This window comes from Staphylococcus sp. M0911, from assembly GCF_003491325.1.
In the GTDB taxonomy this organism is placed as follows: Bacteria; Bacillota; Bacilli; order Staphylococcales; family Staphylococcaceae; genus Staphylococcus; species Staphylococcus warneri_A.
Genome location: NZ_CP022881.1, coordinates 1,836,014 through 1,851,237 on the forward strand (window position 1 = coordinate 1,836,014; position 15,224 = coordinate 1,851,237).

Here is a 15,224-nt window from a genome sequence, read left to right on the forward strand (position 1 = left end):
TAATGACCACGAAATAACAAATATATAAGTAAGAAAATTAAGAAAGTTTCTACAGATTAATGATGATATTGCATTTGGATAGTCTTAAATCATTCATGGTTATCAATTTCTAACATGCCAAATTTAAAGAAATATAGATAACCTTTAACTTTGGTTTGAAGAATCGTTTCTAATGTGTTGCGATAATATTTCATCTGAATTTGATATTTATCTTTCAATTGTTGTCCAATTTCTTCATCTGTTAATCCTCTTCGACGATTAAAGGCATCTGTCTTATAATCTACAAAGTAATATTGACCTTCACTCACATAAATCAAGTCAATCATACCTTGAATAATCGATACACCTTCATCAACTAACTCTAACTGATCCACTCTAGCTTGATTGACTACAAATGGCAGTTCTCGGAAAACGCGATCAGCACATGCAATATTCATGTATAAATCACTTTGTATAAATGTCATAATCTCATTAAATCTTATATCCTCTTTAGCGTCTGATTCGATAATATTTCTTTCAACTAAAAGATCTATATATTCGTCTAACTCGGTTTCAGTTAATCTATCTTTTTTAAATGGCAAGTGCTGCATGACTGTGTGCATCAATGTTCCTACTTCATTCGCCTTACGTTTACCTTGTTGACTTAAAAACTTAGGTCTTTCGTATGTTGATACACCAATACGGTATTGACGCACTCGATCATAATTTGTACCACTTTCCTCTGTTTCTAATTGACGCTTCAATTCAGATACAGACTGCTTTGATGGTTTTTCAATATCCTTTTGATATGGATATTCAAATGTAAGTTTTTCTTTAATTTTAGCTTTGATGTCATCATTACCGCTTTGATAACGTTCAATATCTTCCACAGTTCTTATTTCACTTTCTGAAACTACGGTCTCTGTAGAAATATCTTCGAAGTTATCTACATATAAATTCACTCTCGGTTTAACATTGCTATCTAATTGTTCAATGTCTGATTCAAACTTTTGATCATTCGTAATACTTGAAGATTGATATTTAGCTAAAATACTATAAATCATAGTAAATGGTGTTGATGCAGTTAAACGTTCATTAACAGCAAGATGATTTCCTGAAATTGGTAACCTTTCTAATTTGCCCAACTCTTTTTCATCTTTTACTCTTCCTATTAGAATTAACTGCTCTTTGGCACGTGTTAATGCAACGTAAATTAAACGCATTTCCTCAGAAATCATTTCCTTCTCGTTAATTGCCTTGTAAGCAACTGAAGATAATGAAGGATACGCAATATCTTCATTAACATCGAAATAATCCATACCCAAACCATATTTCTGATTCAATACAACTTGTCTACTCAGATCATTTTTATTAAATCGTTTAGATAGTCCTGAATAAATGACAAATGGGAATTCCAATCCTTTACTACTATGAATGGTCATCATTCTAACCACATTATCATTCGGACCTACGATATTTTCTTCACCGAAATCCTTACCTCTATCAATCAACTCATCGATAAATCTAATGAATTGGTATAATCCTCGGAAACTTGAATTCTCAAATTCAATTGCTTTATTAAACAAGCCATAAAGATTTGCACGACGTCCTCTGCCACCTATGAGTCCACTAAAATATTGAATCACATAATGGTCGTTATAGAATTTATCAATTAATTGATAGACAGGGTAACGTTGACTATAATCTTGATAATGTTGAATATCAGCTAAAAATCGTTTTAACTTAGTTACTAATTTTTTATTAGCCTTATCATTGTTGATATATTGTTGAATAGATTGATAAAAATAATCATCATTCGGACTAAACACACGAATAGTAGCTAATTCATCTTCTGTAAACTGATAAATCACTGAACGCATTAATCCAACTAAATAAATGTCTTGTAAAGGATTATCCACTGTACGTAAAAACGATAAAATTAAACGTACCTCTGTTTGATCAAAATATCCTTCCCTACTATTGACATGGAAAGGGATATCATTATCTTTAAATGCTTGTTGTAAATTACGTGCTTGGCCATAACTTCGTTCTAGAATAACGATATCTTTATATGTCGCTGGGCGATACGTATGAGTTTTCATATCATAAACTTTTCGATGCTCTAAGATATCTTTTACTTGTTCAACGATATAATTGGCCTCTTGCTCAGTACCAGTTAATTCACTATTTTCGGAGCTAGCTTCTACTAATGTACGTAATTCTACATTATGATCCACTTCATCAAATGGTGCGCCATAATACAATTGTGCAGCGTCATCGTAAGTGATTTCACCTACTGCTTCATCCATCATATGCCTAAATAAATAATTAGTAGTAGATAATACTTCTTTACGTGAACGGAAATTTTGCGATAAATCAATACGCATTCCTGCATTCTGTCCATCCACATTAAATCGATTATATTTTTCAATAAATAAGCTAGGATCTGCTTGTCTAAATTTATAAATGGATTGCTTTACGTCACCAACCATAAATAAATTACCATTCGACTCACCTCCCGTTTTAATACAAGATATGATTTTCTCTTGTACACGGTTCGTGTCTTGATACTCATCCACTAAAATTTCAGAAAAATGTTGACGATACATGTCAGCGATGGCTGAAGGTGTACCATCTTCATTGGTTAAAATTTGAAGTGCAAAATGTTCGTAATCTGCAAAATCTAATACATTTCGACTTCGCTTATGTTTACTAAAATCATGGATGACATCTTTCACAATTTCTGAAAGATAGCGCACACGCGGTGCAAGTAATTGCATATCGCGTTTTAAATCTTCTGGAGTTCTTGAAAAATAATCGTTTTTTACTTTATTAATCAGGTCTTTATATTTATCATATGAGGCTTTTGCATCTTCTAGAGCGTCGAGCATCATCGCATTTTCTTCTTTTATTTTGGCGCTAATACTTGGGAATCGACTTACAAATTGATGATGAACAAGTACATCAACCTGTAATTGATCGTTATGATATAAATCACGCATAAATCGACGTTCTTGTTCAATAACTTCTAATTGTTTCTCAACACCTTCCATCATTGAAAATAATTCATAACTTTTTTCAAGTGACTCATGACCAGCATTAATAAAAATCATTGCTAAATCGTTTAATAATTTTAATAAATCATCTTGCTGTCTTTCATCATCGTATGGTGCAGAGAGTTGATTTAACCATTGGAATGGATCAGGATTAGCAATACTAAAGAAATATAACTGTTTAATTATGTTTCTAAATTGTGTATCGCTACGATCATTGGATAATTGCTCTGTTAAATCAATGAAATCAGGATTTAACTTATCATAGTGTTGTTCTAAAACCTCATCGATCGTTTGTTCTAAAAGTAAAATATTTTCCGCTTCACTACTCGTTCTAAAATTCGGATCGATATCTAATACATCATAATGTTGTTGAATTAGTTTTAAACAAAAGCTATGCAATGTGGATATTTGTGCTTGATGTATTTTGATACGTTGATTTTTTAAATGTTCGTTATTGGGATCTTCTATGGATGCCTGTTGAATACGTTGATCCACACGATGCTTCATCTCTCTAGCACTTAAATTCGTAAATGTTACAACTAATAAACGGTCAACATCAATTTCATCTCTTAAAATTCGTTGAATAATTCTCTCTACAAGAACAGCTGTCTTTCCTGATCCTGCAGCAGCCGCTACTAACGTATCTTGACCTTTTGCATAAATACTACGCCATTGTGCATCTGTCCAAATAACATCTTTAGGTTTTGTAGGTATCATTCATCTTCACCTCCATTTTCTTCCATTTGTTGTATTACTTCTATTGGATTAATCGATTCATCAACTGTGCGATATCGTTTACTATCAATCATACCATCCACATGACATACTGATTGATAACTACAAAATTGACATGGCAATGTTTGTTTATATTTAAGTGGTGATACTTCTGTGTGACCATCCATAATATGTGTTGCTGTATCAATAAAGTTATTTTTATTATGTTCTATAAATTTATAAATGGTTTTTTCATCCGCAACTTGACTACCAGCTTTACTAATAGCACCTTTAGCCGTTAAACCAACTGGTACTATATCGGATTTAAACTTAGGTTCTAATCGAATATCTAATGCATCTAAAACATCTTCATCACTATTAACTAATCCACTCATTTTAAATGATTTAATATAATCTTTTTCTATTTTCTCTTGATCAATTTCCGACCAGTTTTTCAATTTTAATCTTGGCTCATGAACATGGAAATATAGTAATCCGCCTGGCTTAACTATATCTGTTAATCCTAATCTATCTTGATTTTGAAGCACAATATCCATATATGTCATCATTTGCATTTGTAAGCCATAATACACTTTCGTTAAATCAAGCGTAGCACTACTTTCTGACGATTTATAATCGATAATATTAACATAGCTTTGATTGTCTTTAGTATACGTATCAATACGGTCAATTTGACCTCTGATATTAATGGGTACACCTTGTTTAGTTGTTAATGATTGTGCAATTAACTCATCATCAGATTTAGGCTTTTTACGGAAACCTGTTTCAAATTGTTGTGGTTTGAATTTTGTATAATCGCCTTGATATTTTAATGCATTGAGTGTCGTCTCAACAATGGCACCTATTCTTCGTGATAAGTAGCGGTAATATGCAGATGAATTCAGTAAATTAAATTGCACTTTAGGTAGAATAGTTTCTAATGCTTCAGTAGTTAATGACTTGATTTTCTTTTGATCTAAATGTTTAAAATCGCCATTGATACGATCTGAAATGTATTTCAATACAGAATGGAAGATATCACCTAAATCAAAGTTCTGTAATTCATATTTTGTACGTTCATTGAGTCGTAAGCCATGTGAAGCGTAGTGTTTAAATGGACATTGTTGATATCCTTCGAATCTCGATACACTTGCATTGATTGTTTTACCATATAAGTCTTGCGCCAGTGTTTCACTAAGTTGTGTTGTCTCATTATCATAAGTTAAAGACGTAATTAAGTAATCTAGGTCCTTATTTAAATGCTCGTCATCTCTCATAACTTGGTATGCATCTATCCATGTATCTGCTACAATTTCTTCGTCTAACCACGCTCTAAGTGATTCAAACAAATTAATTTTAGTCTGATGTACATGTTCAATTAACGACATAGGTTGCGCTTGATGCATCTGATGGATATTTATCGCATTCAAGTCTTGATAAATATCTTTAATTTGAGCTAAAAATGGACTCATTTCTTTTTCATCACCAGATGCCCCCATTAAACTATATGAAAATGTCACTTTAGATGTTGCACGGCTCATCGCGATATAACACACAAATGCTTCATCCATTTGTAGAATATCTGACGTAGGGCTTAATTCAATTTGGGCATTTTCTTCAAATAATTTCTTTTCATCGTCACTAATTAAACTAGAGGAAGAAATGGGTTGTGGCATTGAACCATCATTCATACCTACTAGGAAGATATGCTTTTTATTATCTACTTTTGCTAAATCCATGGTACCAATACTTACTTGATCTAGTGTTTGTGGAATCATAACAAATTCTAATTGTTCTAATCCTATATCAAACACTTCCAAGAAACGGGATAATGACATATTTTCGTTCTCAAAGACGGTCACTAGGTCATCTAAAATTTGTATTAATCCGTTCCAAATTTGATCAATTTCTTCAGCTTGTTCATGATAGCCATCATTATCTAGCATATCTCTCTCAGTCATCAAATGATTCGGCAATTCAAAATACTCCATACTCTCATAAAATGCCGTCGCAAAATCACGTACTGTTTCGCCTTCATTCATGGCTTGTTCAAAGTGTAAAATTTTATCGATGACATCTGTTTTTAATTTAACTACCTGTTCGAATGTGTCTCTTTCTTCTTGAGTCAGTTGATGTTCTTTACGTCCCATTTTTCTAAAGTTTTCAATATTAAATATCTCATCATCTAACCATTTTTTGCCATATATTCCTCGTTCTATCGCAAAGTTTTCCAATAAATCTATAAGATGGGTGCTATTTTTAAATTGGTCTGTGAGTACATTTGTTTTTAACAAACGCATCATTGCATTGATATGCCAATTAGATTGTATGACTTCGATTAATGAACGAATCATTTCCATAATAGGATGATGTGTCATTGAACGCTTTGTATCGATATTAAATGGAATTTGATATAAAGGTAATATAGATTCAAATAAATCCGCATAAGACGCATCTCTATAGAGGATCGCAATGTCTTGAAAACGTAATTGATTATCTCGTGTGTCTTTATGTATTTGACGTGCGATTTCATTTATTTCTTCTCTCATACTTGATGATTCGAAGATATCGATAAATCCCTCTGATTTCTGTGGCGTGATTTGTAATGCATCAAATTGTGACTCCAATGATTTTAAGTCATTATTTTCAAAGCGATAAATATCTGTAAAGATATTTTTATTTAATTGAATATGCAAATCTTGTGCTATATCTTCGAGATGAGTAAGTACTTCTGAGGGTTTTCTAAATAAACTGAAAGCATCTTGATTGCCATCAGTAGTGAGTAATACTGTTACTTTCTTAGCATGCTTTACCAATGCTTGTATCATTTCATATTCTAATGTTGAAAAGTTGTGGAAGCCATCTATGTATATTTCTGACCGTTTCAACCACTCAGATTGATCCATTTGTTTGATAAATTGACGTAATGAGTCCTCTACTGTAATAAATTGTCCGTGCATTCTCGATTCAAATTGCTTATATATTAAAGAAATATCTTCTAATTTATGTTTTGTTCTTGTTTGAACATGATGTGTATTTAAAAATTCATCTATATGTTCTGGTACAACAGAGTACTTTTTAAAATCTTGAATCTGCTCTGCTAACTTTTCACTAAATCCAAAATATTTAGCTTGCGAACGATATAATTTCATATCATCTTGATATTGTTGTACTAGATGATAAATCATCATTTCTGTCGCAGCCTTAGAAAGTCGCTGTTCCGTAAAGCCTCCAACTTCTTGGAATACTCTATGACTTAATCTTTCAAAGTGAAGTACTTCGGTTCTTAAGCTACCATTCAATGCTTCGTCATTGACAAATGCTTGTTCAAATTGAAATGTACTTTGTGTTGGAGCGATTAAAATAATTGGATCTCCAAGTGGGTCACGTTTCATTTTATCTTTAATTTCGTTAACCATTGCTGTGGATTTACCAGTCCCAGCTCTACCTATATATGCATTTAATTCCATTACAGCCTTCACTCCTTTGACAACATTTTAACACGGGAGTGGTACAGAAATCTCTAAAATTAATATTGAGATTTCGTCGTAACCCCAACTTGCTATGCTTGTAGAATTTCTTTTTGAAATTCTCTATGTTTTGGGTCCCTGCTCCCCTACAAGGTTGACTAGAACTAAGATTAATAGAATATTGATTTTAGTTCAGTCAACTACTGCCAAGTCACTCAATATTATATGTATATTTCTTAACACTACATTTTTATAAATTATTGTTCCTAATAGCTTTCACTATTAGGTAAGTCATACTAATTTGCTTTGCAAAAGTATGACTTTATGCGCACTAGCTTTAGCTAGGGTGATCCTTTAATTTAAATTAATATTGAGATTTCGTCGTAACCATAGCTTTCATTGTTTGTAGAATTTCTTTTTGAAATTCTCTATGTTTGGGTCCCCGCTCCCCGGCAAGGTATGTATAACAAAAAAGCGGTAGACGTCATCACAACATCTACCGCTTCAAATCATATTAATTTTTAGTATTATCTGGATTAAAGTTAAATTTAAATTCATTTAATGGCCAGAATCTGAATGATACTTTACCAACAATTTGATCTTTATCGATTAAGCCGAAAGAACGACTATCTTTACTTACTTCACGATTATCACCTAGAACTAAGTATTTATCTTTAGGTATAACATTAGATTTAGAATTTGCATTAGCTAAATCTTTCACTTGGAAAGTACCTGTAATATATTCAACTTGCTTACGCTTCTCATTATAATTTAAATATGGTTCGTCTTGTTTCTTACCATTAATGTATAATTGGTCTTTTTTATATTGTACTTTATCACCAGGTACCCCAATCACACGTTTTACGTAGTCATCTTTCTTGTTAGCATGAAAAACGATGACATTCCCTTTTTTCACATCACCTATTTTATATCCCATAATATTTACAACTACACGTTCACCGTCTTTTAATGTTGGGTCCATTGAATCACCTTTAATTGTATACGGTTGACCAACAAATTTTCCTATTAAAAACACTAATGCTAAAGCCACTACTATGGCAATAACCCACTCCATAATTTCTTTTTTCAAATTAGACACCTCTTATATTCATTTAAAATCTGTCGTAAATGCTTCAAACGGATAATATTTAATACTTATATCTCCAATAATATTCTTTTTATCAATTAAACCATAGCGTCTAGAGTCTGATTGATTATGATCATTATCATTTAACACAAAATAATGTTTAGGGGAAATGATATCGCCATCAGAATATTTCATATCTCTTAATGAAAAGTTTTTTAATTGTCTATTTTTCGCAAATTTATCTTTAACTTCTCTATCATCACGATAAATTTTATTATTTCTTATTTCAATAGATTGACCTGGTTCGCCTATAATCCTACCAAAATGCGTATGTCCGTCAATGTTGTACATAATAATATCACCAGTATCCAATAAATTGAATGTCACTTTTATTTTATTAACAATTAATCTATCACCTTTAACTAAAGTAGGTGACATATTGTCATCTGTGACAATATCTCCTCTAATTAGGAATGTTTGGATGAACAGTACAATAATAATCGCAAATATTAAGGAAATCAAATATTTAATAACAGTTTTCACTTTTTCACTCCTTAGTAGAGCCCATAAAATGCTTTTCTACTCTTTTACTGATAAACCAAAGTATGATGAAAAAAAGTATAGTCACAATTGCTCTTATCGGATTAGTGAAAATAGTCGTTACTTCTCGTCCCATTATCCCTAATACAGTGATAGAAATCAATTTAGATAAAGTTAGTACAATAAAATAATACTTTGTCTTAATATGTGAAAGGCTTGCTACGACATTAATCAAGGTATTTGGTGTAAATGGAAAGCATAATAATATAAATAATGGTATTAAACCTTGTCTATCAATAAAACTAATTAATCGTTGTACAGATCGCTTAGTTTTAAATTGCTTCATCTTATTTGTGTTGACTAATCGCTTGAATATTAAAAACATAGTAAAAGTACCGGAAACAATACCTAGCCAACAAATGATAATACCTACGATTGCACCATATGTATGCATTATTAATATGACATATAACGTTAGTGGTAATATTGGAATAATCGCACGAAAATAAATGAGCACAAAACCTGGAATATATCCAAATTGCCGAAATAAATCAAACCACTCTTCTAACTGTTCAAACGACAAAATCCCAAATCCTTTCTTCGGTAAACATTACTATATTTATTATAGTTGTAATTATAGCTTTTTGAAACAACTATCTTTTTTGAATTTAATAAATACATCTTAAGACCTAGATTATTCTCAATATAAATATAAATACCGATGAAACTTAATATGTTCCATCGGTATGATTTCAATTATATTTTAATATTTAAAATTAATCATCTTTGCTATGCAATTGATAACTTATAATCTTGCTTCAAGGTCTTTCTTCATATCTTCAAATCCTGGTTTACCAAGTAAAGCAAACATATTTTGTTTATATGCTTCTACACCAGGTTGATTGAATGGATTGACACCTAATTGATAGCCGCTCATAGCACAAGCAAGTTCGAAGAAGTAAACGACATAACCAAATGTTTCTTCATCTAATTGTGGAATGTTAACAACGATATTTGGAACGCCACCATCAGTATGTGCTAATAATGTACCTTCAAACGCTTTTGTATTAACTTCATCAATTGTTTTACCAGCAAGATAATTTAATCCATCTAAATCGTCACTATCTTCTTCAATAGTAAGATCATGTTTTGGATGATTCACTTTTACAACTGTTTCAAATAAGAAACGACGACCTTCTTGTACGTATTGTCCTAATGAATGTAAATCAGTTGTGTAGTTAGCACTTGAAGGATAAATACCTTTAAAGTCTTTACCTTCTGATTCACCGAATAATTGTTTCCACCATTCATTGAAATATTGCATTGAAGGTTCATAGTTAATAAGCATTTCAGTTGTATAACCTTTGCTATACAGAAGGTTACGGATTGTTGCATATTGATAAGCAATATTTTCTTCTAATTTGTCAGAAGATAATTCTTTACGTGCTTTTGCTGCACCAATCATCATTGCTTCAATATTAATACCTGCAGCTGCGATTGGTAATAAACCTACAGCAGTTAAAACTGAATAGCGACCACCTACATCATCAGGTACTACAAATGTTTCATAGCCTTCATTCGTAGCTAATTGTTTCAATGCACCCTTTTGCTTATCAGTTGTAGCAAAGATACGTTTTTTAGCTTCTTCTTTACCATATTTATTCTCAACTAATTGTTTGAATAAACGGAATGCAACTGCTGGTTCTGTAGTTGTACCAGATTTAGAAATAACATTTACAGAAAAATCTTTGTCAGCTAAATAATCTACTAACTCTTTTGTATAGCTTGAAGATAAATGATTACCTACAAACACAATTTCAGGATAGTCATTATTTGTTCTGAATGAAGATGTTAGCATTTCAATAGCAGCACGTGCACCAAGGTATGAACCACCAATACCAATAACAACTAACACGTCAGAATTTGCTTTAATACGTTTAGAAGCTTCTACAATTCTTGAAAACTCTTCTTTATCATAATCAACAGGAAGGTCTACCCAACCCAAGAAATCATTTCCTGCACCAGTTCCTTCATGTATCGTTTTGTGTAATGTCTTCACGATATCTTTTTGTTGTTCTAATTCATGTTCTCCAAAAAATTCTAAAGTTTTACCATAATCTAATTGAATATGAGTCATCTAAAAAGCCTCCTAAGTTTTACTACTTTAATTCTACTAAGTTTGTATATGCTATTCAATTCACAAGTCTCTATTTTATATTCAAAAAGTGAATTTTCAGTGTCATCTTCTTAAATCATCAAAATACCTCCCTTTCTTTATACAATTTTCTAAAAATTATTAATTAATTAAAATGCCTACAAATCAATTATTACATGTATTTCGGTTCTAAAAAGTTATACCTAAAATGTATATTTATGTAGTTTTATGGTTTATTTTTCATCAAGAATTTGCTATGATGAATTTATATTAAAATTCTGAAAATAATTTGAGGTGTAAATATGAAAGAGAAAATCGTTTTAGCATATTCCGGAGGATTAGATACAAGCGTTGCAGTACAATGGTTAATTGACAAAGGATACGATGTAGTCGCTTGTTGTTTAGATGTAGGAGAAGGTAAAGATTTAGACCTTGTTCATGACAAAGCATTAAAAATGGGTGCTGTAGAATGTCACATCATTGATGCAACAAAAGAATTTAGTGATGATTATGTTAGCTATGCTATTAAAGGGAATTTAATGTATGAAAATGCATATCCATTAGTATCAGCATTATCTCGTCCCCTAATCTCTAAAAAGTTAGTTGAAATTGCTGAAAAAACAAATTCAGTAGGTATTGCTCACGGATGTACAGGTAAAGGTAATGACCAAGTACGTTTCGAAGTTGCTATTAAAGCCCTTAATCCTAACTTAAAAGCATTTGCACCAGTAAGAGAATGGGCATGGAGTCGTGAAGAAGAAATTGATTATGCTATCAAACATAATATTCCAGTTTCTATTAACTATGATTCACCTTATTCCATCGATCAAAATTTATGGGGTAGAGCTAACGAATGCGGTATTTTAGAAGATCCATATGCTGCTCCCCCTGAAGATGCCTTCGATTTAACGAATGCATTAGAAGATACACCTGATGAAGCTGATGAAATTATCCTTTCATTTAAAAATGGTGTACCTGTTCAAGTTGATGGTAAAGATTACAATTTAGATGACTTAATCCTTTATTTAAATGAATTAGCTGGTAAACATGGTATTGGTAGAATTGACCATGTTGAAAATAGATTAGTAGGTATTAAATCAAGAGAAATCTATGAAACACCAGGTGCGGAAGTCATCTTAAAAGCACATAAAGCATTAGAAACAATTACGCTTACTAAAGACGTGGCACACTTCAAACCAGTCATTGAAAAGCAATTTTCTGAACAAGTGTACAATGGTTTATGGTTCTCACCATTGACTGATAGCCTTAAACAATTTATAGACAGTACACAACAATATGTTGAAGGTGACGTAAGAGTTAAATTATTCAAAGGCAATGCGATTGTAAACGGCAGAAAATCACCATATACACTATATGATGAAAAACTTGCGACTTATACTAAAGAAGATGCCTTTAATCAAGAAGCTGCAGTAGGATTTATCGATATTTATGGTTTACCAACACAAGTCAATGCTATGTTACATGGAGGCTATAGTAATGAGTAATAAAGCTTGGGGAGGCAGATTTGAAGCACAACCAGAAGAATGGGTTGATGAATTTAATGCTTCAATTGATTTCGATCAAAATCTAATCGATCAAGATGTACAAGGCAGTATTGCACATGCTACAATGCTCGCTAATCAAAATATTATTAGTCAAGATGAAGCCCATACAATTATCGAAGGGCTAAAAGCAATACAAAAAGACGTACATCAAAATAAAATCGAATTCAAAGCGTCATTAGAAGATATTCATTTAAATATTGAACATGAACTGATTCAACGTGTTGGTGAAGCTGGGGGTAAACTTCACACAGGAAGAAGTAGAAATGACCAAGTAGCTACAGATATGCATTTATATACTAAAGAAGAAGTAAGTGGCATTATTGAATTAATTAAATCATTACAACAAACAATACTGACAATTGCTAACCAACATGTCGATACGATTATGCCAGGTTATACGCACTTGCAACGTGCACAGCCTATTTCATTTGCACATCACATTATGACTTACTTTTGGATGTTAGAACGTGATAAATCACGTTTCCAAGATAGTATGAAAAGAATCGATATCTCCCCTCTTGGTGCAGCAGCATTAAGTGGGACAACACATCCTATTGATCGTCATGAAACACAAGAATTACTCAATTTTAGTGCAGTTTATGAAAATAGTTTGGACGCAGTAAGTGACCGTGACTATATTGTTGAAACTTTGCATAATATCTCATTAACTATGGTTCATTTATCAAGATTTTCTGAAGAAATTATCTTTTGGTCTACAGATGAAGCTAAATTCATTACTTTATCTGATGCCTTTTCTACAGGGTCATCCATCATGCCTCAAAAGAAAAATCCTGATATGGCTGAATTGATTAGAGGTAAAGTTGGACGTACCACAGGACATTTAATGAGTATGTTAGTAACACTCAAAGGATTACCATTAGCTTATAACAAGGATATGCAAGAAGATAAAGAAGGCTTATTTGATGCGATTCATACCATTAAAGGTTCATTAAAAATATTTGAAGGTATGCTAGATACTATGACGGTAAATACCAACCGTTTAAATGAAACAGTTACTAAAGATTTTTCAAATGCTACTGAATTAGCAGATTATCTAGTAAGTAAGAACGTTCCATTTAGAACAGCACATGAAATTGTTGGAAAAATCGTCTTAGATTGTATTAATAAAGGTATTTATTTACTTGATGTACCTTTAGAAGATTATCAATCACATCATGAAAGTATCGAAGCTGATATTTATGACTTTTTAAAGCCTGAAAATTGTTTAAAACGTCGTAAAAGTTATGGTTCAACAGGTCAAGATGCTGTTAAACACCAATTATCAGTTGCACAACAATTAATAAATTCATAATATATTTAGCAAGGAGAGACAAATTGTCTCTCCTTGTTTTTCTCTCCAATCCTCTCCTCTTCCAACATAAAACCTAAAACAACTGTTTTAAATTATAATTATATTGCCTGTCAACTTATAGTATAATAATCAAGTATTCAAAAATTATTAGAAAGGGCAATCTATGTTTAAACATCCCAAAACTACTTTATTTTTATTATTTTTTATATTTTTGTCTTTCATTGGTCTGTTTATTTATACTTACTTCCAAAACACTCGTGTTAAATCTGAACAGTTCAATAACAAAGCCAGTCAACATTCAAAATGGCATACCAATCCCACACAAGAAACATTTGTAACAATTGCACATAGAGGCGCGAGTGGTTATGCGCCTGAACATACACTTAATGCCTATGATAAAAGTCATCATGATATTGGCGCCTCATACATAGAGATTGATTTACAAAGAACAAAAGACGGCCAACTCATAGCGATGCATGATGATTCAGTTGATCGAACTACTAATGGTCATGGCAAAATCAAAGATTTAACGCTAGCACAAATTAAAGAACTAAACGCTGGTGAATGGTTTAATCAATTACATCCTGAAAAGGCTAAACCAGAATATCAAAATGCCAAAGTACCAACCTTAGATGAAATACTGTCAAGATATGGTAAACATGCAAATTATTACATCGAAACAAAATCACCTAATGTTTATCCAGGTATGGAAGATCAACTTTTACAAACACTTCAAAAACATGATTTATTAAATAAAACCTCTTTAAAAAATGGTCATGTTATGATTCAATCCTTTTCTGAAGATAGTCTGTTAAAAATCCATCATCAAAATAAGTCTATTCCGTTAGTTAGATTATTAAAAAAACACCAATTACAACAAATGACAGATAAAGACTTAAAATATATTCGCAAATACGCAACAGGCATTAGTCCAGAATATACTGACTTAAATGAATCTAACACTGTTCATTTAAAAGATTTAGGTTTTATCGTACATCCTTTTACTGTAGATAAAAGTGCTGATATGAAACGATTAAATCGTTATGGTGTCGACGGTGTCTTCACCAACTATGCAGATAAATATAAACGTATTTCACATTAAGATAAATGCATATCATAAAGCATAACTACTCAATATTTTTAAAACTTCAACAATGTAAATGGTTTGTTAATTATTAATATATTTTGAAATGAATATTAAGTTCTTTATAGTTGTTTAATTATTCAGTAAATTCTATTTCTCATATTTAAAAATATTGCCATGATAGTAGTAACACTCAAATTGAAAGGATGTTATTACTTTGAAATTAAATAAATGGGTATCTGTTGGAGTTGCAACAATCACT

The 15,224-nt window shown here is 31.7% G+C and carries 9 protein-coding genes; 3 read left to right on the forward strand and 6 right to left on the reverse strand.

The genetic code is table 11. From position 1 onward, the window contains the following. Positions 1 to 89: 89 nt before the first annotated feature. The 6 genes from addA to ssp1_RS08855 all read right to left on the reverse strand — a co-directional run bounded on the left by addA (position 90) and on the right by ssp1_RS08855 (position 10,983). Positions 90 to 3,752 (reverse strand): helicase-exonuclease AddAB subunit AddA, encoded by a 3,663-nt coding sequence (gene addA / locus ssp1_RS08830; RefSeq protein ID WP_107535793.1) that lies wholly within the window; start codon positions 3,750 to 3,752, stop codon positions 90 to 92. Then, entirely contained in the window at positions 3,749 to 7,219 is a 3,471-nt protein-coding gene (addB, locus tag ssp1_RS08835) for a helicase-exonuclease AddAB subunit AddB (RefSeq protein ID WP_118828197.1), read from the reverse strand. The genes addA and addB overlap by 4 nt, the downstream gene beginning before the upstream one ends. 514 nt (positions 7,220 to 7,733) lie before the next feature. Beyond that, complete coding sequence (gene lepB, locus ssp1_RS08840; RefSeq protein ID WP_002450795.1) at positions 7,734 to 8,309, reverse strand: signal peptidase I; 576 nt, start codon at positions 8,307 to 8,309, stop codon at positions 7,734 to 7,736. Positions 8,310 to 8,327: 18 nt separating this feature from the next. Beyond that, entirely contained in the window at positions 8,328 to 8,849 is a 522-nt protein-coding gene (gene lepB, locus ssp1_RS08845) for a signal peptidase I (protein WP_075778078.1), read from the reverse strand. Between the two features lie 4 nt (positions 8,850 to 8,853). Then, on the reverse strand, positions 8,854 to 9,429 hold the full coding sequence (locus tag ssp1_RS08850) for a TVP38/TMEM64 family protein (RefSeq protein WP_002450797.1): 576 nt from the start codon (positions 9,427 to 9,429) through the stop codon (positions 8,854 to 8,856). A 222-nt stretch (positions 9,430 to 9,651) separates the two neighbouring features. Then, the gene (locus ssp1_RS08855) at positions 9,652 to 10,983 is read right to left on the reverse strand and encodes a glucose-6-phosphate isomerase (protein ID WP_002450798.1); all 1,332 of its coding nucleotides are present in this window, start codon (positions 10,981 to 10,983) and stop codon (positions 9,652 to 9,654) included. A 320-nt stretch (positions 10,984 to 11,303) separates the two neighbouring features. On the opposite strand from ssp1_RS08855, the gene ssp1_RS08860 reads away from it, so the two are divergent. From ssp1_RS08860 to ssp1_RS08870, 3 genes are all read left to right on the forward strand, one after another. Further along, complete coding sequence (locus ssp1_RS08860) at positions 11,304 to 12,506, forward strand: argininosuccinate synthase (protein ID WP_002450799.1); 1,203 nt, start codon at positions 11,304 to 11,306, stop codon at positions 12,504 to 12,506. Further along, on the forward strand, positions 12,499 to 13,878 hold the full coding sequence (gene argH / locus ssp1_RS08865; protein ID WP_002450800.1) for an argininosuccinate lyase: 1,380 nt from the start codon (positions 12,499 to 12,501) through the stop codon (positions 13,876 to 13,878). Before ssp1_RS08860 ends, argH begins: the two co-directional genes overlap by 8 nt. Before the next feature lie 163 nt (positions 13,879 to 14,041). Further along, the gene (locus ssp1_RS08870) at positions 14,042 to 14,980 is read left to right on the forward strand and encodes a glycerophosphodiester phosphodiesterase (RefSeq protein ID WP_075778077.1); all 939 of its coding nucleotides are present in this window, start codon (positions 14,042 to 14,044) and stop codon (positions 14,978 to 14,980) included. Positions 14,981 to 15,224: the final 244 nt, after the last annotated feature.